Annotated in this window: 15 protein-coding genes; 6 read left to right on the top strand and 9 right to left on the bottom strand. The window is 66.4% G+C overall.

Features of this window, described 5'->3' with window-relative positions:
- Positions 1-29 precede the first annotated feature (29 nt).
- Together EDF18_RS07380 and EDF18_RS07375 are read left to right on the top strand one after the other, a co-directional pair.
- Positions 30-2,033 (top strand): hypothetical protein, encoded by a 2,004-nt coding sequence (locus EDF18_RS07380; protein WP_123547043.1) that lies wholly within the window; start codon positions 30-32, stop codon positions 2,031-2,033.
- Positions 2,030-3,280, top strand: a complete 1,251-nt coding sequence (locus EDF18_RS07375; RefSeq protein ID WP_123547042.1) for a glycoside hydrolase family 1 protein — start codon at positions 2,030-2,032, stop codon at positions 3,278-3,280. Before EDF18_RS07380 ends, EDF18_RS07375 begins: the two co-directional genes overlap by 4 nt.
- 6 nt (positions 3,281-3,286) lie before the next feature.
- Here EDF18_RS07375 and EDF18_RS07370 read toward each other — a convergent pair whose 3' ends face one another.
- The 4 genes from EDF18_RS07370 to EDF18_RS07355 form a co-directional block, all read right to left on the bottom strand.
- Positions 3,287-4,585: an MFS transporter gene (locus EDF18_RS07370; RefSeq protein WP_148050058.1), complete on the bottom strand. Its 1,299-nt coding sequence runs from the start codon at positions 4,583-4,585 to the stop codon at positions 3,287-3,289.
- Between the two features lie 157 nt (positions 4,586-4,742).
- A complete protein-coding gene (gene fbaA, locus EDF18_RS07365) occupies positions 4,743-5,771 on the bottom strand; it encodes a class II fructose-bisphosphate aldolase (RefSeq protein ID WP_123547040.1) in 1,029 nt (342 codons plus the stop codon).
- Positions 5,772-5,844: 73 nt separating this feature from the next.
- Positions 5,845-6,789, bottom strand: a complete 945-nt coding sequence (gene glpX / locus EDF18_RS07360; RefSeq protein ID WP_123547039.1) for a class II fructose-bisphosphatase — start codon at positions 6,787-6,789, stop codon at positions 5,845-5,847.
- Between the two features lie 44 nt (positions 6,790-6,833).
- Positions 6,834-7,835 (bottom strand): zinc-binding dehydrogenase, encoded by a 1,002-nt coding sequence (locus tag EDF18_RS07355; protein WP_158613289.1) that lies wholly within the window; start codon positions 7,833-7,835, stop codon positions 6,834-6,836.
- A gap of 275 nt (positions 7,836-8,110) precedes the next feature.
- Between EDF18_RS07355 and EDF18_RS07350 the strand changes: the two genes are divergently transcribed.
- Positions 8,111-8,857 carry a GntR family transcriptional regulator gene (locus tag EDF18_RS07350; protein ID WP_158614645.1) on the top strand — a complete coding sequence of 249 codons (747 nt, stop codon included), beginning with the start codon at positions 8,111-8,113 and terminating at the stop codon, positions 8,855-8,857.
- Here EDF18_RS07350 and EDF18_RS07345 read toward each other — a convergent pair.
- From EDF18_RS07345 to EDF18_RS07325, 5 genes are all read right to left on the bottom strand, one after another.
- Positions 8,854-10,224, bottom strand: a complete 1,371-nt coding sequence (locus EDF18_RS07345) for an FGGY family carbohydrate kinase (RefSeq protein WP_123547036.1) — start codon at positions 10,222-10,224, stop codon at positions 8,854-8,856. The genes EDF18_RS07350 and EDF18_RS07345 overlap by 4 nt on opposite strands.
- 135 nt (positions 10,225-10,359) lie before the next feature.
- The gene (locus EDF18_RS07340) at positions 10,360-11,802 is read right to left on the bottom strand and encodes an FGGY family carbohydrate kinase (protein ID WP_199732353.1); all 1,443 of its coding nucleotides are present in this window, start codon (positions 11,800-11,802) and stop codon (positions 10,360-10,362) included.
- A 34-nt stretch (positions 11,803-11,836) separates the two neighbouring features.
- Positions 11,837-13,282: an L-fuculokinase gene (locus tag EDF18_RS07335; protein WP_123547035.1), complete on the bottom strand. Its 1,446-nt coding sequence runs from the start codon at positions 13,280-13,282 to the stop codon at positions 11,837-11,839.
- 14 nt (positions 13,283-13,296) lie between these two features.
- A complete protein-coding gene (locus EDF18_RS07330; RefSeq protein ID WP_123547034.1) occupies positions 13,297-14,136 on the bottom strand; it encodes a class II fructose-bisphosphate aldolase in 840 nt (279 codons plus the stop codon).
- Between the two features lie 270 nt (positions 14,137-14,406).
- Positions 14,407-15,768, bottom strand: a complete 1,362-nt coding sequence (locus tag EDF18_RS07325) for an MFS transporter (protein ID WP_123547033.1) — start codon at positions 15,766-15,768, stop codon at positions 14,407-14,409.
- A gap of 307 nt (positions 15,769-16,075) precedes the next feature.
- Here EDF18_RS07325 and EDF18_RS07320 point away from each other — a divergent pair, with 307 nt between their 5' ends.
- The 3 genes from EDF18_RS07320 to EDF18_RS07310 are packed head-to-tail and all read left to right on the top strand — an operon-like array spanning position 16,076 to position 18,706.
- The gene (locus tag EDF18_RS07320; RefSeq protein ID WP_123547366.1) at positions 16,076-17,071 is read left to right on the top strand and encodes an NADP-dependent oxidoreductase; all 996 of its coding nucleotides are present in this window, start codon (positions 16,076-16,078) and stop codon (positions 17,069-17,071) included.
- 45 nt (positions 17,072-17,116) lie between these two features.
- Positions 17,117-17,971, top strand: coding sequence for an alpha/beta fold hydrolase (locus EDF18_RS07315; RefSeq protein WP_123547032.1), 855 nt, complete (start codon positions 17,117-17,119; stop codon positions 17,969-17,971).
- 30 nt (positions 17,972-18,001) lie between these two features.
- On the top strand, positions 18,002-18,706 hold the full coding sequence (locus tag EDF18_RS07310) for an SDR family oxidoreductase (protein WP_123353566.1): 705 nt from the start codon (positions 18,002-18,004) through the stop codon (positions 18,704-18,706).
- Position 18,707 lies beyond the last annotated feature (1 nt).

The raw sequence follows: 18,707 nt of genomic DNA, 5'->3' as shown, positions 1-18,707 counted from the left end.
CAGACGTGGCAGACGTGGCAGACGATCGGATGAGTGACGTGACTGAGCAGGCCGACGAATTCGCCGAGCCCTTCGTCGACGTCGATGAGTGGCGTGAACGCCCTGCGCCTCATCGTTACGTCCACGGGGGATTCGCGGGCACCGACACCCGGTTCTCGTTCCACCTGCCTCCGGCCGAGCAGTACGAGGGTCGTTTCTTCCAGTACATCACCCCGGTCCCCGACAGCGAGCACTTCTCCGAGGGTCTGACGGGGGAGGAGGACAAGATCTCGTTCGCCCTCGAGAGCGGTGGTTGCTTCGTCGAGACGAACGGCGGCGGACAAGCGTCGGGCGACCCGTTCTCCGGCGCCGACCCCACCATCGCCGCCTATCGCGCGAACGCGGCAGCGGCGAAGCAAGCGCGCGTCGTCGCGTCGGAGATGTACGGCGAACATCGCGCCTGGGGCTATGCGTTCGGAGGCAGCGGCGGCGCGTTCCGCACGATCGGCGGAGCTGAGAACACGACGGGTGTCTGGGACGGTGTCGTGCCGTTCGTGATCGGCTCGCCGTTGTCGATCCCCAACTGCTTCACGGCGCGCATGCACGCGCTGCGCGTGCTCCGGGGTCGATGGGGAGGCATCGTCGACGCCCTGGACGCCGGAGGCAGCGGCGACCCGTACGTCGATCTCGACGCCGAGCAGGCCGACGCCCTCCGGGAGGTCACCAGCATGGGCTTCCCGCCGCGTTCCTGGTTCGGCCACGCGACGATGGGCATGCACGCCCTGGCCGTCCTGTATCCCGGGCTCCGCGCGGTCGACCCCCGGTACTTCGACGACTTCTGGACCGTCCCCGGCTACCTGGGCGCCGACTCCGGCAGCTCCGTGCACCGCGATCGCGTTCAGCTCCCGACGCGGATCACCGGTCTGCTCACCGCAGGGGACCTCGCTGGTGCCGGAGTCGGCGATGTCCCGCACCCGGGCGAGTCGACGGGTGCCGCCGACGACGCCTGGTTGGGTCTCGGTGCTGGAGGGGCCACCGTGGCCGTCCGTCTCGCCGACGTCCCCGAGGTCGACCCGCAGGCCGCCGAGCTCATCGTCACCACCGGTGCATCGGCGGGGTCCCGCCTCGTCGTGCTCCAGCTCGTCGGCGACGTGGCCGTCTTCGGGCCGCTGGACCCTCGAGAGGCTGCCGCACTCGGGGAGGGCGACGAGGTCCTACTCGACAACAGCGGGTTCCTCGCGGTCCAGACCTACCACCGCCATCAGGTGCCCGGCCCTGAGTTCACCGTGTGGGACCAGTTCCGTGACGAGAAGGGTCGACCGCGGTACCCTCAGCGCCCGATGCTCGTGGGTCCGATGTTCGCCGCCGGAGCCGCGGGCACGGTGCAGACAGGACGATTCGGCGGTCGCATGATTGTGGTCGAGTCGTTGCTCGACCGGGAGGCGTACCCGTGGCAGGCGGACTGGTACCGATCTCAGGTCGAGGCACACCTCGGACACTCCGTCGACGACCGCTTCCGGTTGTGGATGATCGACCATGCGCTGCACGGCGACTTCACTGACCAGGAGCACCCCAGTCGAACGGTCAGCTACCTCGGCGTCGTGCACCAGGCACTTCGCGACCTGAGCGCGTGGGTCGAGCGGGGGATCGAACCCCCGGCGACGACACGCTACGAGATCGTCGACGGCCAGGTCGTAGTACCCGACACGGCCGAACAGCGGCGGGGTGTCCAGCCCCTCGTCCACCTCACCGCTGACGGGTCGGAGCACGCCGAGGTGAGCGTTGGGCAGGAGATCGTGCTGCGAGCCGAGGCCACGACCCCCGGCACGGGCACGATCGTCGCTATCGAGTGGGGCGAGGAGGCGCGGGGCATCGTCACAGCGCAGCCGGACATCGCCTCGGGCCCCGCCGTCGAGGTTGAGCGCCGTGTCTCATTCGCCTCTGCCGGGACGTACTTCCCGACCGTGCGCGTCACGGCACATCGTGACGGCAACCGGGACGACCGTTTCGCGAGGTTGCAGAACCTCGCTCGAGTGAGGGTGACCGTTCGATGACCGCATTCCCCGACGACTTCCTCTGGGGCGCCTCCTCGGCTCCGCACCAGAACGAGGGAAACAACACGAACAGCGACATGTGGGCCCTCGAGCAGCTGCCCGGATCATCGTTCGCCGAGCGCAGCGGCGACGGGCTCGATTTCTACCATCGGTGGAGAGAGGACATCGACCTGCTGAAGTCCTTGGGCTTGTCCGCGTTCCGCTTCGGGATCGAATGGGCCCGGGTCGAACCCGTCAGGGGCCATGTCGCGAGAGCTGAGCTCGGGCACTACCGGCGCATCATCGAGTACTGCCTCGAGGTCGGTGTCGAGCCGGTCGTGACGTTGCACCACTTCTCGAGCCCACTCTGGTTCGTACAGGCGGGCGGGTGGGCATCAGACGAGGCCGTCGACCGGTTCGGGGACTACGTCACGGCGGTCGCGCCCATCCTCGACGGGGTCACCTGGGTCGCGACGATCAACGAGCCGAACATGTTCGCCGTCATGCACCAGATGAGCACGCCGCTGCAGTACGACGATCCTCAGGCGGTGCTGGCCCGCATGCGCGAAGCGGCGTCACCCGTGAGCGGGGAAGCCGGCATCAACGCCTTCACCATGCCAGAGCCGAAGCCGGCAGCGACGGCAGTCATGATCCGAGCCCATGAGCGAGCCCGGGAGATCCTGCACGACCTCACGTCGGTCGAGGTGGGTTGGACCATCGCCGTGCAGGGCCTCGTGGCTCGATCTGGCCATGAGGAGGATCTCGCCCGGTACCGACAAACGTGGGAGGGCGCCTATCTCGAGGTCAGCCGAGAGGACGACTGGGTGGGTGTCCAGTCGTACACGAGTCAACTCGTCGGCCCGGACGGACTCGAAGGGGCTCCCGACGGGGCGGAGCTGACGCAGGTCGGCTGGGCGTACCGCCCTGACGCCCTGGAGATGGCCCTCCGGCAGACGTGGCAGGCCACCGGCGGCACCCCCATGCTCATCACGGAGAATGGCATCGCCACGACCGACGACGCCCGCCGGATCGACTACACGGCGGGCGCCCTCGAGGGAGTCGCCAGCGCCATCGCGGACGGGCTGGACGTGAGGGGCTACCTGCACTGGACCTTCGTCGACAACTTCGAATGGGTGCATGGGTACGACGTCACCTTCGGTCTCGTCGCCGTGGACCTCGTGACCTTCGACAGGACCCCGAAGCCCAGTGCCCGGTGGCTGGGGCGCGTTGCCCAAGCCAATTCCCTCACTGCCGTCGCGGGTGCTTGATGACACTCAGCCCGGAGTGCCCGCTGGGACGGACTCGCGTGCTGGTTCCTGTCCCGGGTCCTGCGGTGTCTTCAACACGAGCGTAGCCACGGCAGCGAGGAGGTAGAGAGCCACGAAGACCCAGATGATCACGGCCATGTTGCTCACACCGCCGAGGAGTCCGACGAGGACAGGGCCCACGAAGGCCGACAGGCCCGCAGCGAGGGTGTAGACGGCGAGAGCGCTGCCCTTGTCTTCGGTCTTCACCATGGAGGGAACGAGGGCCGTGAGCGGAACGAAGCCCGCCAAGCCGATGCCGAAGACGGCCCAGCAGAGCACGGCGACCGCGAAGTTCGGGCCGACGGCAAGGGGCACGTAGTAGAGCAGCAGTGCCCCTACGGCGCAGGTGACGCAGCCGAACCAGGTCACGGTCCGCTTCCAGCCGAATCGGTCTCCGATGAGGCCGAATGCGAGATTCGCGAAGATGTTGGCCGTGTAGACGATGGTCACGATCTGCAGGTACTCGCCCTGTGAGAAGCCCACTTCGTTCGTGAAGAAGAACGGAGCGACGATGAACAGGGCGAAGTTGGGTGCCGTGTTCACGAGACGGGCGAAGGCGCCGGCGCTCACTCGTGGTTCGCGCCACAGGATCGAGAGGCCCTTGCCCATCTCGTGGAGGGGGCTGGTGCCGGGCGCCCCGAGTGGGCCTGCGAATGTGCGTTCCCGGACGCCGAGCAGGGCCACGACGGCGCCTGTGGCAACCAGTCCGGCAGACAGCCACAGGGTTCCGAACTCACCGAAGACAGGAATCGACGCCGAGGCGACGAGCGAGCCCAGCGTGGGGAGGCCTGCTCCGAAGACGAACCAGAACCACCCGACGGAGCTTCCACGCTGATGCGCCGGCGTCGCGGCGTTGATCCAGACCAAGAACGCGTAGGCGAAGAAGGGATACCCGATTCCCCGGATCGAGTAAGCAACGACGGCCACCCAGTGGACGTCCATCCCCACCCCGACCCCGAGGAACAACGCCTCGAAGACGACCCAGTTCAGGGCTCCGATGAACATGACCCGGCGCGGTCCGAGAATGCTCGAGAGCGTGCCGGCGAGCCACGAGCCGATCGTGACGAAGATGCCGTAGAGGCTGATCGTGATGGCGGCGGCAGACTCGGAGAAGCCCTCCGAATCGACCAGGAACGGCGACAGGTAGTTCGATTCGACGCCGTCACCCACCATGAAGAGCAAGACTCCGACGAATCCCCAGAAGAGGGGCGCGGGGATGCCGGCTCGATCAACGAGGCGCGCAGGGGCAGACAGGGTTGTGGTCACGTGATGTTCCCTTTCGTCAACAGCGACGGGACCACGCTAAGCCAAAAAGTACGGACTGTACAGACAATACGAACAACACGGGCGGACGTTTCACTGCAAAGAGAAGGCCCCGCAGCTGGTCGCTGCGGGGCCTCTCTCGTGGACCAGGAGGTGCGGGTCAGCTCCCCGACTGGCCGAAGGAGCCGAGCTGCCTGGTCGCCTCGACGACGCGGGCGGCCATGGCGGACTCGGCGACCTTGCCCCAGGCGCGGGGGTCGTACTGCTTCTTGTTGCCGACCTCGCCGTCGACCTTGAGGAACCCGTCGTAGTTCTTGAGCACGGTGTCGGCGATGGACCGGCTGAAGGCGTACTGGGTGTCGGTGTCGAGGTTCATCTTGACGACGCCGTTCGAGACGGCCTCGCGGATCTCGGCGTCGGACGAGCCGGACCCGCCGTGGAACACGAGCTCGAGGGGCTTCTCGGCCGTGCCGAAGCGCTCCTGGATGCCCTGCTGGATCTCGCCGAGCAGCTCGGGACGGAGCTTGACGTTGCCGGGCTTGTAGACGCCGTGGACGTTGCCGAAGGTGAGGGCGGCGATGTAGCGGCCGTTCTCGCCGAGGCCGAGGGTCTCGACGGCGCGGGTCACGTCGCCGACCGTCGTGTAGAGGGCCTCGTTCGAGCCCTCGTGCTGGACGCCGTCCTCCTCGCCGCCGACGACGCCGATCTCGACCTCGAGGATCGCGTTGATCGCGGCGGTGCGCTTGAGCATCTGCTGGGCGATCTCGAGGTTCTCGTCTAGGGGGATGGCCGAGCCGTCCCACATGTGCGACTGGAACAGCGGGTTGCGACCGGCCTTGACCTCCTCCTCGCTGGCGGCGATGAGGGGCAGCACGAAGCCGTCGAGGGCGTCCTTGGGGCAGTGGTCGGTGTGCAGCGCGACGGTGACGGGGTAGTTCTTGGCGACCTCGGTCGCGAACTTCGCGAAGGCGATCGCACCCGCGGCCCGGTTCTTGACCGTGTGGCCGGCGAAGTAGTCGGCGCCGCCCGTGGTGACCTGGATGATGCCGTCGCTACCGGCCTCCGTCAGGCCCTGCAGCACGGCGTTGATCGTCTGGGACGACGACACGTTGACCGAGGGGTAGGCGAACCCCTTGTTCTTCGCCTTGTCCAGCATCTCGGCGTACTGCTCGGGGGTTGCGACGGGCATGCGTTCTTCTTTCTGATCGTCGTGCAGCAGCGGGGACGCAGTCCCTGCCGCGTTTGTCTCTCGTTGCTGTTGCTTATTCCGTGTCGCTGTACCACTTCGAGACGAGGTGGTCGGCCTCGACCCGGCGGATGGTGCCCGAGTGCGAGCGCAGCACGATGGACGACGTGCGGATCATGCCCTGCTTGCGCTTGACACCGGCGACGAGCGCGCCGTCGGTGACGCCGGTGGCGACGAAGTAGGCGTTGTCGCCCTTGACGAGGTCGTCCTGGTCGAGCACGCGGTCGAGGTCGTGGCCGGCGTCGATCGCCTTCTGGCGCTCCGCGTCGTCCTTCGGGGCGAGGCGCGTGAGGATGAGTCCGCCGAGCGCCTTGACGGCGCAGGCCGTGATGATGCCCTCGGGGGTGCCGCCGACGCCGACGCACATGTCGATGCGCGAGTCGGGGCGGGCGGCGTTGATGCCGCCGGCGACGTCGCCGTCGAGCAGCAGGCGGGTGCCGGCGCCGGCGGCGTGGATCTGCTGGATCAGGTCGGCGTGACGGGGACGGTCGAGGACCGCCACCTGGATGTCCTCGACGGCGAGGCCCTTGGCGTCGGCGAGGGCGCGGATGTTGTCGCCGACCGGCTTGTCGAGGTCGATGACGCCGATGCCCTCGGGGCCGGTGACGATCTTGTCCATGTAGAAGACGGCGCTGGGGTCGAACATGCTGCCGCGGTCGCTGACCGCGATCACCGAGAGGGCGTTCATGCGGCCGGCGGCGGTGAGGCTCGTGCCGTCGATGGGGTCGACGGCGATGTCGCAGGCGGGGCCGAAGCCGTTGCCGACGTGCTCTCCGTTGAAGAGCATCGGCGCCTCGTCCTTCTCGCCCTCGCCGATGACGACGACGCCGTCGAAGGCGACGGTGCCGAGGAACTTGCGCATCGCGTCGACGGCGGCGCCGTCGGCGGCGTTCTTGTCGCCCTTGCCGATGAACGGGGCGCTGCGGATCGCGGCCGCCTCGGTCGCCCTCACCAGCTCCATGCCGAGGTTGCGATCAGGGTGCGTGTATGACTCCGGCTGTTCGCTCACGCGGTCACCTGCACCTTGATCTGGTCGGGGCTCTTCGCTGCGGTCAGTGCCTCTGCGTAGTCCTCGAGCGTGAACGTCGCAGTGACGAGGCTCTTGAGCTCGTCCTGAAGATCGACCATGCGTTCGGCCGATTCGCCGTACTTCTCGGCCAATGAGTTCGAACCGATGATGCTCAGTTCCTTTGCGAACACCTCGTAGGGGTTCAAAGCGACTGTCGCGGTGGGGGAAGCCACGCCCATCTGGACGAGACGGCCGCGGGGACCGAGGGAGGAGATCGCCTGTGAGATCGCGACGGGATGTCCACTCGCGTCGAGGGCCAGATCGAAGACCTTGTTGTCGAGGTCGTCGGCCGACGCCACTGCCTGAACAGCTCCGAGTTCGAGCGCGGCGTTGCGGCGGGCCTCGTTGGGCTCGACGACTCGGATGCCCGTTGCCCCCTCGGCGCGGCCGAGGATCACAGCCATCAGCCCGATCGACCCAGCTCCGAAGATGACGAGCTCCTGCTCCTTCCAGTCCGGCACTCGCTCAAGGGCGTGGAGGACGCACGCGAAGGGCTCGATCAGGGGTGCCGCACCGTGACTGATGGAGGTGTTCAAGGGGAAGACGATCTCGCTGGGAACGGCGACGAACTCAGCGACAGAACCGTTGATGGCCACGCCGACGGGAAGGATGTTCTGGCAGAGGTTGGTTGCCCCTCGGAGGCACCACGTGCACTTGCCGCACGACACGTTCGGGTTCACGCCCACGTAGTCGCCCTCTTGGACGGAGGTGACCCCCGCGCCGACTTCCGTCACATAGCCGGCGAATTCGTGGCCGGGAACGACGGGGAACCGCCCGTGCGGGTAGTCACCGGAGATGAGGTGGAGATCGGTGCCGCACACGCCGGTGCCGACAGGGGCGATGACGACCCATCCTTCTTGCGCCGTAGGCACGGGCAGGTCCTGGATCTCGATCCCACCTGCGCCATCGGCCACCGCGGCTCGCATCGTCTTGCTCATGTTGATCTCCAAACTTGATCTGAGACAGAGGGGCCGCCGAGTTCGATGCGCGTCACGACGCTGGGATGCCGGGGCCGCGCATTCTCGGGGCTTGTTCCGCATGCTTCTGACTGTCCTGCGAGGACATCGCTGTTCTCGTGAAGATGTGCCTGCACACTCGCTTTCGCGTGATTCCAAAATAGCCGATCTTGTCCGCCTTGTCGATGCTGTACGTACAGTTCCGCCGTCGTGGGCGATTGATGGCCCTGTACGCTTCCAGGCAAAGGAGAGTGGCCGTGACGCAGACCATCGATCGCCAGTCCCCAGTTCCGTACTGGGAGCAACTATTCGGCATTCTTCGGGACGACATCGTCAGTGGAAGGTATCCGGCCGAGGAACGACTCCCGAGTGAGCTCGAGTTGGGTCGGCAGTTCGCTCTGTCACGAGCAACGATCCGCCAGACGTTGTCCAACCTTGAAGCCGAGGGCTTCGCGAAGCGTGTCCCGCGTCGAGGTGTCTTCGCCTCGCTCCCGACTGAGCCCTCGGGGTGGACTGTCGAGCAGGGCTTCCTGGAGTCGCAGATCCATCACGGCAGAACCGGCATCGAGACCAAGGTCGTCGACGCCGCGTTCGTGGTTCCTGCTCAGCACGTCGCGGAGGCCCTCGGCATCGACGCCGGGGCCAAGGTCTTCGCCCTCCAGCGTGTTCGTTCCCTGGACGGGCGCGTGACCATGTTCAGCACCAACTGGTTCCCGGACGAAGCAGCACGAGTCATGTCGACGGCGCCCCAGGTGCTCGATGGTTCGGGATCGGTGAACGAGACTCTTGCGGCTGCGGGCTTCACGGTGCACGGCGGGCATCGCGTCCTCAGGGCGATGAAGGCTCCCGAGAACGTTGCGAAGCACTTGGGCGTCACGTCCAGCGACCCGGTCCTTCGTGTGCGGTCATCGTCGTGGGCTCAGGGCGACAAACGATTCGACTACTACGAGACGTGGGTGTTGACCGACATCGTTCCCCTCGAGGTGCACATCTCAGCCAGCTAGTTCTGCTGCCGGCCAGCAGCAGCAGCACCAGCGGCGCCTTGCAGGGCTTGCTGAGCGTCGGGGGTCCAGCCGATCCCCTTGGCGGCCAAGAGTGCAGCGCTCACCCCCGTGAGTTCTGGTTCGGTGATGAGTCTCGGGCTGAACCCGTTCACGGCGGCCTTGATGGCGACCCAGCCAGGGGACCGAGCCCATCCGCCAGCGAGCCAGACATCAGAGCGCGCTGTCCGTTCCGTGTCAGCAGTCGGTCGGATGTCCTTCACGGCCTCTCGGCCAGCCACTGCGAGTGCTCCGAGGACGGCTGTTGCTCGAGAGCGGGAATCTCTGGGGGCATCTAGCGCGTAGGCAGGCGTTCCGCCGCCACGTCGGCCCGGGATGAAGTGCCTGGCTTCCAGGATCGACTCGATGGGAGCGGCGCCGTCGAGAAGGCGCCGGATTTGCCTTGCCACCTCGGGGTCTTGCGATGCCCACTGGACGTTCCTGGCAAGTTCTTCTACCCGCAGGAAGGTGAAACCTGGGGTGTCGATGCTGGGGGCGATGTCGAGGTGACGACGCACGGGGTGAGTCGAGTCTGCGGGCCGCGCCACGATCACTTCTGCTGTCCCCATGGAATCGAGGACCGCGCCTACGCTCAGCTGTTCTGCGCCCCAACCGGCGATGAGGTGATCGTGTCCACCCACGATGACGACGGCATCGCGTCCGAGGATTCCTTCGTCATGCAGCCGCGGAGAAACCAGCGGTCCTGCCAGGTGTCCTGCGGGGCGGACGGGGGGAAGAAGATCCACCGACCCGAGCGTGAGGTCGATCCTGGACGACGACCACGCATGTTCTCGCGAACGCCGCGCACCGGTTCGCGACGCGAGGGATTCGCTCATGAACGTGCGACCCGTCCACCGAACCCCAGGAAGGTCCGTGAGGGCGACCCAATGGGCGGCGTTCTCGGCACCTGCCTCACTGCGTGCCCATGCCCACCCGACCATCGTGCGAGCCGGATCGCTGTCGACGTCGAAGCCCTCGTCGGACCCTAGGAGCGGCCCGAGCTCACGGAAGATCGACTGTCGTCGCGGGTCGAACCACGCGAGCGGGGCCGAGACTCCGCGACCATCGTGGTCGACGAGGATGCCGTCCTCACCGACGCCGGCAGTGCACACCCCGACGACCGAGAAGTGGCTGCTGCACGCCTCGATGATCATGTCCTCGATGCACTTCAGGAGACCATCGACGTCGACGGACAGCCCCAGCGCATCTCGCGGCGTCGTGCGGACCACCCGAGCTACGACAGCGCCCTGATGATCCAGGACGATCACCTTGACGTTGCTCGTGCCGACGTCCACACCACAGACGACGTCCGTGCGCGCCCCATGGGTCATCAGCGCACCTTCCTCGGGTCCTCGTTCGTCGCCGAGAAGTGCATCGGGCGTGAGGGTCGAGGGCTGATGACAAGAATACCGCCAGGCGTCTGCCGCCCCCGGAGACTCTTGGGTCCTCGGGGCGGGTCAATGGCGTCAGTACCCCAAGGCGGCTTTCGCCTTCTCGTGTTGCTCGTTGATCTGCGCCTCGAGGGGCCGAGGGACGAGTTCGGAGATGGAGATGGGCCAGGCGGGGAAGTCGCCGGTGAGCGCTGCTGCGGCTTGCATGGCTGCACCCTTGGTGACGTACTCGTCGAGCAGCGGCACGTAGACCGGAATGTCCACCATCTCGCTCAGGATGGCTTGAACTGCGACGCTCTGGGCTGCGCCGCCGATGAGGAGAAGGCGTTCAGGTTCGACACCGCAGGAGCGCAGCGCTGTCAGCATCTCGACTTGGCTTGCCAGGGTTCCCTCGATGACTGCTCGAGCGAAGTTCGCTCGAGTGAAGTTCGTCAGGGACGCTTCGTGGAGCGAGCCGCGTGCGTGCGGGAGATCGGGGGTCCGCTCGCCTTCGAAGTACGGCAGGAGGGTGAGCCCTTCGGCTCCTGGGGGTGCCGAGAGGGCCAGCTGTGCGAGCTCGTCGTACGTGCAGCCGAGGAGGGCTGCGCCGAGGTCGAAGTTGCGCGCGGCGTTCAGGGTGGCCACGAGGGGGAGATGGTGCCCGGTGGCGTCGGCGTAGCTGCACACGTAGCCCGCATAGTCGTGGACCGGTGTCGCGGTCTTGGCGTAGACGACTCCCGAGGTGCCGAGGGACAGCACAGCGTCGCCCTCGTCGAGACCGAGAGCGAGAGAAGCCGCAGCGTTGTCTCCACTGCCGACGCCGATGGGGATGCCCGCAGGGATGCCGGGGATGTCAGCCCCTGTCACACCTGCTCGCTCGAGCGGGCCGAGAACCCTAGGGAGAAGAGCTGTCTTCCCCAAGGCCATCTCGAAGAGGTCCAAGCAGTACTCGTCGGTCTCTCCCGACCAGTAGCCCGTGCCGCTCGCTTCAGAGCGGTCGGTCGTCAGGTGTTCGAGCCCACCGTCACCGACGCCGAATCCCATGAGCCGCCACGTCAGCCAGTCGTGCACGATCGCCACTGCTTCGGTGCGGAGGGCCGCCTCGGGGTGCAGATCACGGAGCCATCGCAGCTTCGTCACGGTGTCGGACAGTGTCAGAGGAAGACCTGTGCGCCTGATCCACTCGTCCTTGCCCAACTCGTCGTTGAGATCGCCCATGTGGGAGTGGGAACTTGTGTCGTTCCAAAGCGGTGAGTCACAGACGACCGCTCCCTGGCCGTCGAGGAAGATCGGGGTGTGCTGTTGGCCGCTGACGGCTATCGCAGCGACGTCGTCCAGACCGCCCGCTCGGCGAACGGCCGTGAGCAGGGCCGTCCACCAAGACTCCGGATCGATGATCGTGCCGGAGGGGTGCGATGCCTTCCCCTCCCTGACGGTCTCTCCGCTGTAGAGGTCCCTGACGGTCACCTTGCACGCTTGCGTCGATGAATCGACTCCTGCGACGAGCACCATTGCGTCCCCTTGTATGTACGGCTTCATGATATTTCGTTGATCGGGCAGAACGGGCGGCGGCTCACGAGGGCAGGCCCTTGAGGTAGTCCCACCGCTCACGGACTCGGTCTGCCCAGCCCTGGATGCGAAGGCTGCGTTGCTGCTCGTCTGTCACGTCGAAGGGGTCACACGAGAGCCAGCTGCCGTCTGCCCCGGAGGCCAGCGATTGCGCACCTCGAGAAACGACCTCAGGGAAGGTCGACACGCTCAGGGGTGTCCCGAGGAGGTCGGCCTTGAGCTGCAGCCAGAGCAGGTTCTGGCTCGCGGGCCCGATGACCTTGATGCGCGTCGGAGCGGCCCTGAATAGCTCAAGGACGTCCCGGAACTGCAGCACCATCCCGAGGAAGCACCCGAGGATGATGTCATCCGAGGTCGTCGTCGGAGAAAGTCCCACGATGATGCCTCGAGCCGACGCGTCCTTGGTCGGAGGCGGGCTGCCTCGGAACTGAGGCAGGAACAGAGGTGCCGCATCCAGATCGACATCTCCGGCGAGGTATCGAGCGTGAAGGCCAGCGATGCGTTCGGTGATCGTCTCGGCGTCGAGATCCAGCATTGTCTGCAGGGTCGCGAACGCTGAGCCACCCGTGGGTATGGAAGCGAACAGCGTGAAGCCCTCTCCTGTGCAAGAGATGCCGTTCGCGAGCTTGGAGGCGGCGAAGTGGTCGTCGAGGCTCGGCAAGTCGCGGAGGAAGAGGAGGCCTTCGGTGGTTCCTGTCGAGTTGAGGAGTTCTCCGGGAAGGAGTTCTGCACCGACGGCGCCGACCATGTGGTCGTGCCCCGCCACGTGCACGAAGACGTCTGGCGAAAGTCCTGACGCTGCGGCGAAGGTCGGGTTCATGACCGAGCCGGCCGAAGCAGGGCGCAACTCGGGAAGGATCGACTTCTGCAATCCCAGCTTTCCGAGTACGTCCTCTGACCATGAGCCGCTGCCGAGGTCGAGGGCCATGGTGCGGCTGGCGAGGGAAGGCTCTGCCCAGCGCTGTCCCGTCATGCGGGCGGCCAGGTACTCGGCGACGTTCAGCCACTGGGCGTCCCCCAGGTCGCCCGCTGCCTGGTCGACAGCCCATGCGATCTTGGACAGGCCGTAGTTCGCGTTCACTGGCAGGCCCGTCACCTCATAGATGCGGGCCCGCGCCGATTCGTCGAGCGAGTCCAGATACGATGCGCCGCGATGGTCGTGCCACAGGATCAGCGGCGAGGCCAAGGTGCCGTCTGATCGAACGAGTCCGCCGGACTCGCCGACAGCGGTGACGGCCACGCGAGCGACCGAGGTGCGCTGCGGGTCGCTCAGGTCCCCGGCGAATGTGACGACGGCCTCGATGAGAGCGTCCACGTCGTAGACCTCGCCCCAGGTGTCCTCCAGCGTCGGCGTCGGGACTCGTGCAGATTCGAGGAGGCGACCCTCAGCATCGAAGAAGCAGAGCTTGATGCTGGTGGTCCCTACATCGACGGTGATCGTAGGAAGCACGACGAGATCCTCGCTTAGTTGACGGAGGGGTTGAACGTACGGATGCGGCCCTCGACGACATCGGAGATCGCGACGACGGCGTCCTTGGACACGCGGATGAGGGATGCTTCTCGCGGGTTGGCCGCGTATGCCTCGCCGAAGGATCGGATCATGGCGTTTCGCAGGTCGCTGGCGACGTTGACCTTGACGACGTTGAACTCGTGGAGGCGAGCGAGCTGCTCGTCAGGGAGGCCGGATCCTCCGTGGATGACCAGGGGCACCGGGCTAGCGTCCCTGACCTGGCCGAGGAGGTCGAAGTCGATCTTCGCGTTCGGGACGAATCCGTGCTGGTTGCCGACGGAGACCGCGAGCATGTCGCAGCCGACTGCGTCGACGAATTCCTTGGCCTGGACAGGGTCTGTGTGCGCAGCGAACTCAGGGGCGACGTCGTCTTCCTTGCCGCCGATGCTGCCCAGTTCCGCCTCGAGGGCGAGGTTCCGCGGCGTCATCTCCCGGGCGATCGTGGAAGTCTTCACGTTGTCCTCGAACGAGGCCTCGGAGTCGTCGATCATGATCGACGTGAAGCGGGCCATCAATGCGGCGTGCACGGCCGACAGGGACTTGCCGTGGTCCAGGTGGAGCGCCACGGGCACCTTGGAAGACTCCAGACGGCGGGCGACCATGTCGTAGATGTACTCGTAGCCGGACAAGGAGACGTTCGTCGGTGCCACCTGGATGAAGGTCGGGACACCGACCTTGTCGACAGCGTCCAGGATGCCGAGGGTCGTCTCGAGATTGGTCGTGTTGAACGCGCCAGCGACGAGTCCCCGTGAGGAGCACTCCTGGATGACGTCGATACCACTTACGAGAGCCATGGAGAGTCCTTTCGATGGTGGGTGCCTGGTCACCAGCGATTCTCAGAGCGATGCTCGGCAGTGAGTCAGGAGGCCGCTTTCGCAGTGAGGTGCGAGGCGCCTGTCCCGTGGGGGCAGCTATCTGCTGCTTTTGACAAGCCTAGGGCGTTCAGTACGCCCCGTCCAGTCTGTACGTACAAAACGAACGATCAGTCACGGAGCGCAGCGACGAGACGACGCACCACCCGGCCCGTGTCGGGCTGGGTGGTGCGTCGTGAGTGGCGGTCGAGATCAGGCGGTCGCAGCGCCCTTGCCGTTGTTCGGAGTCTCGACGATGCCTTCCTCGACGGCGCCCTGCAGCGTTCCGCCCTGTTCGACGACTCGCTGAGCGCTCTCGGGAACGCGAAGCCAGCGCACCGAGATGCCGGCCAGGACGTAGAGGACCGCGAAGATGATCGTCACGCCTCCCGCACCGAGCGGCGCGAGGAAGATGGCGACGATGGCAGGGCCCACGAAGGTCGCGGCGCCGGCGCCGAGGTTGAGGACGGCGATCGAGTTGCCCTTCTGGTTGGGGGCCATCAGCGACATCAGCACGGAGATCGGAGTGAAGCCGGCGAGGGTGATCCCGAAGAGGGCGGCGCAGAGGGCAGCTACCCAGTACTGGTCACTGACGTACTGAGGGAGGAAGTAGAAGGCCAGTACGGCGATGGCGCTGCCGATGCAGCCGAACCAGCGGAGGGTGCGGTGCCAGCCCATCCGGTCGCTGAGGACTCCGAAGAACAGGTTGGCGAAGATATTCGAGGCGCCCAGAATGAAGACCAACTGCAGCCAGCCGGATGTTCCGAACCCGAGGTCGTCGGCGAAGATCGCCGGGAAGAAGACGAACAGGCCGAACTGCGGTGCAGTGTTCACGATGCGGACCAGGCAGCCGAGGCCGACGCGGGGGCTGGTGAAGGCGATGGCGATGCTGTTCACCAGGCTGTGCCCGGTGGAGACGCCGGGTGCTGCCAGGCGGCCGCCGCCCTGGGCCTTCCGCAGCCCTGCGAGGGCGAAGACGCCGCCCAGGATGACCAGTCCCAGGGACAGCCAGAACGTGTTGTAGGCGCCGAGGAGTGGGATCGATCCGCTCGCGACGAGCGATCCGAGGGTGGGGAGCCCGCCGGTGAAGGCGAAGTAGAACCAGCCGACAGCCGAGCCCAGGCGGTGTGCAGGACTGGCCCCCAGGATCCACACGAGGAAGCCGTAGGCGAAGAAGGGGTAAGCGATCCCTCGGAGGCCGTAGATGACGAGCATCAGGGGGTAGCTCTCGCTCGGCAGGGCCACAGCGAGGAACAGAACTTGAAGAGCGGCCCACAGGACGAGACCGATGATCATGACCCGCCGCGGGCCCCACACGTCGGACAGGGCGCCTGACAGCCACGACCCGAGGGTGACCATGAGTCCGTAGACGGAGATGATGACGGCTGCGTTCGTCTCCGACCCGGCGCCGTTGTCAGCGAGGTAGGGGGCGATGTAGCCGGACTCGACACCGTCGCCGATCATGAAGAGCAGGAGGCCTACGAAGCCCCAGATCAGCGGTTTCGGTAGACCCATCCGCTCGATCACGCCGTTGGAGCCGGGACCGCCGGTGCGGATTGTCGTCGTCGTTGACATCGTGACCCTTCAAAGTTTTCTCGTGCGTCATCGGGGGAGCTTTGAGTGCAGCTCGAAGGCGAGGTGCTTCGCGAACGACCTCAGATACGGTCTGTCCATGCTGTACGTACAGAAGGTAGCAAATGCATGTCGTGGGCGCCAGCGCGATTTCATTCCGACCGCTTCGGGCCTCGAGAGCCCCTGCCGCCGATCGGGGTCGGCAGCCGCTGCTCGCATGGTTGACACTCAAAGTGACTGCGCTCATAATTGAGTTTCCTCGGTAAATCGGAAGATTCTCCGAGAGCCCGACGACCCGGAAGTGACCACCATGCGAGCCTTCGCCTTCGACGCCTACAAGCAGCCCCTGCACGAGACCGACGTCCCCGAGCCCACCATCGGCATCCACGACGTCCTCATCAAGGTCGAGGCCGCCGGCCTCAACCACCTCGACGCGAAGATCCGCGAGGGCGAGTTCAAGCTCATCCTTCCGTACAAGGCACCCCTGACCCTCGGGCACGACCTGGCCGGCACGGTCATCGAGGTCGGCGGCTCGGTCCGCAGCCTGAGGCCCGGCGACGCGGTCTACGCACGCCCCCGCGACCACCGCATCGGCACCTTCGCCGAGCGCATCGCCGTCGACGAGTCCGACGTGGCCCTCGCCCCGACCACGATCAGCACCATCGAGGCCGCGTCCCTGCCTCTCGTCGCGCTGACGGCCTGGCAGGCCCTCGTCGAGCGCGGCGACGTGCAGCCCGGGCAGAAGGTGCTGATCCACGCCGGCGCGGGCGGGGTCGGCTCGATCGCGATCCAGCTCGCGAAGCACCTCGGCGCGCACGTCGCGACCACCGCCTCCTCGTCGAACGTCGACTTCCTCCGCGAGCTCGGCGCCGACGTCGTCGTCGACTACCGCACCCAGGCTTTCGAGGAGGAGCTGTCCGGCTACGACCTCGTCCTCGATAGCCTCGGCGGTGAGAACCTCGCCAAGTCCCTCCGGGTGCTGCGCCCGGGCGGCCTCACGATCGGCATCCAGGGCCCGCCCACGCCCGCCTTCGCCGAGGCCGCGGGCCTCAATCCCGTCGTGCGCCTCGCCATCGCTGGCCTCAGTCGCAAGGTGCGTGCCCAGGCGAAGAAGCTCGGGGTCCGATACGAGTTCCTCTTCATGCACGCCGACGGCAGCCAGCTCCGAGAGATCGCCACACTCGTCGACGCGGGCGCGATCCGCCCGGTCGTCGGCGCGACGCACCCGTTCACCGAGACCGCCACCGCCCTCGACGGGCTCGACAAGGCCGGGATCCGCGGTAAGACCGTCATCACCCTCCCGTAGCTCGCCCCGCCACAGATCCGCGTCGCCCCCAAGAAGAGAACCGTCATGACCACCTCAGAACCCGTCGTCAGCTCGTATGCTTACGCCCCCTCGAAGACCGTCACCGCGAACGGCATCCGTTACGCCTACCGCGAGCTCGGGCCACGGGGCGGCATCCCGGTCGTGTTCTTCGTGCACCTCGCCGCGACCCTCGACAACTGGGACCCGCGCATCGTCGACGCGATCGCTGCTCATCGGCACGTCATCACCTTCGACCAGCAGGGCGTCGGCGCCTCGTCGGGGCGTGTGCCGGACACCATGGAACAGGCGGCCGACGACGCCTACGCCTTCATCAGTGCTCTCGGTCACGACACGATCGACGTCTTCGCGCTGTCGATGGGCGGCATGATCGCCCAGGACCTCGTCGTGTCGCACCCCGAGCTCATCCGCAAGCTCGTCTTGACCGGGACCGGCCCGCGTGGCGGGAAAGACATCGACAAGGTCGCCGGCATCACCTTTTACGACGTCCTGCGATCTGTCTTGACGCGGTCCGACCCGAAGGAGTTCCTCTTCTTCAACCGAGACCGTGTCGGCAAGACCGCCGGCAAGGCGTTCGTGGCCCGCCTCGCGGAACGCACCCGCGACCGCGACGCCAAGATCAGCCTCCGAGCATTCGCCACCCAGCTCAAGGCGATACAGAGCTACGGCCGCTCGAGACCGTCTGATCTGGGTGTCATCACTCAGCCGACCCTGATCGTCAACGGCGACCACTACCGCATGGTCCCCACGGTGCTCTCGCAGGACCTGCACCGCCGCATCGCCGGGTCAGAGTTGATCATCTACCCGAACTCCGGCCACGGCAGCATCTTCCAATACTGGGAGCAGTTCACGACGGCCGCGGCGAAATTCCTCACGGACTGATCCCTCTTTTCTTCGACGAAAGCAGCCCACATGACCTCACTCCAGAACGCAGTCGTCCTCGTCACCGGTGCGAACGGAGGCCTCGGCACCGAGTTCGTCCGTGCCGCCCTCGCTCGTGGGGCAGCCAAGGTCTATGCCACAGCCCGGGCCCCTCGGGAATGGGGCGACGAACGCGTCGTCGAGTTGACGCTCGACGTGACGGACGCCGCGTCGGTCGCCGCTGCGGCCGCCGCAGCGCCCGACGTGACCGTTCTAGTCAACAACGCAGGCGGGCTGCCGGCTACCGCGAGCATGCTCGACATCGAAGAAGCCGACCTCCGTCAGACGATGGAGATCAACTTCTTCGCTCCTGTCCGAATGGCTCAGGCCTTCGCCCCCGCTCTCGTCGCTGCCGCCGACGGAGCCCTGATCGACATCCACTCCGTGGCCAGTTGGTATGCCTTCGGCGGGGGATACAGCGCTTCGAAGGCTGCGTTCTGGTCCGCCACCAACACGCTGCGGCTCGAGCTGGCTCCCCGAGGGGTGTTGGTCACGGGCGTGCACGTCGGATACGTCGACACCGCGATGGCCGCGCATGCAGACGGAGAGAAGATGCGCCCGGCCGAACTAGTGGCCGCCGTCCTCGACGGGGTCGAGGCGGGTGCCTTCGAGGTCGTCGCCGACGAGCTCAGCGCGGCCGTAAAAGCAGGTCTCTCCGGACCGATCGCAGAGCTCTACCCCGAACTCGCCAGCTGAC

This window comes from Frigoribacterium sp. PhB107 (assembly GCF_003751515.1).
Lineage (GTDB): Bacteria > Actinomycetota > Actinomycetes > Actinomycetales > Microbacteriaceae > Frigoribacterium.
Note: the sequence above shows the minus strand (reverse complement) of the source record. Positions and strands in the feature narration are given on the sequence as shown.

What these genes read in the sequence shown, in the direction of transcription:
- EDF18_RS07380 (WP_123547043.1), top strand. Translation starts at nt 30, where the DNA reads ATGAGTGACGTGACTGAGCAGGCCGACGAATTCGCCGAGCCCTTCGTC.
- EDF18_RS07375 (WP_123547042.1), top strand. Translation starts at nt 2,030, where the DNA reads ATGACCGCATTCCCCGACGACTTCCTCTGGGGCGCCTCCTCGGCTCCG.
- fbaA (WP_123547040.1), bottom strand. Translation starts at nt 5,771, where the DNA reads ATGCCCGTCGCAACCCCCGAGCAGTACGCCGAGATGCTGGACAAGGCG.
- glpX (WP_123547039.1), bottom strand. Translation starts at nt 6,789, where the DNA reads ATGGAGCTGGTGAGGGCGACCGAGGCGGCCGCGATCCGCAGCGCCCCG.
- EDF18_RS07355 (WP_158613289.1), bottom strand. Translation starts at nt 7,835, where the DNA reads ATGAGCAAGACGATGCGAGCCGCGGTGGCCGATGGCGCAGGTGGGATC.
- EDF18_RS07345 (WP_123547036.1), bottom strand. Translation starts at nt 10,224, where the DNA reads ATGACCCATGGGGCGCGCACGGACGTCGTCTGTGGTGTGGACGTCGGC.
- EDF18_RS07340 (WP_199732353.1), bottom strand. Translation starts at nt 11,802, where the DNA reads ATGAAGCCGTACATACAAGGGGACGCAATGGTGCTCGTCGCAGGAGTC.
- EDF18_RS07330 (WP_123547034.1), bottom strand. Translation starts at nt 14,136, where the DNA reads ATGGCTCTCGTAAGTGGTATCGACGTCATCCAGGAGTGCTCCTCACGG.
- EDF18_RS07325 (WP_123547033.1), bottom strand. Translation starts at nt 15,768, where the DNA reads ATGTCAACGACGACGACAATCCGCACCGGCGGTCCCGGCTCCAACGGC.
- EDF18_RS07320 (WP_123547366.1), top strand. Translation starts at nt 16,076, where the DNA reads ATGCGAGCCTTCGCCTTCGACGCCTACAAGCAGCCCCTGCACGAGACC.
- EDF18_RS07315 (WP_123547032.1), top strand. Translation starts at nt 17,117, where the DNA reads ATGACCACCTCAGAACCCGTCGTCAGCTCGTATGCTTACGCCCCCTCG.
- EDF18_RS07310 (WP_123353566.1), top strand. Translation starts at nt 18,002, where the DNA reads ATGACCTCACTCCAGAACGCAGTCGTCCTCGTCACCGGTGCGAACGGA.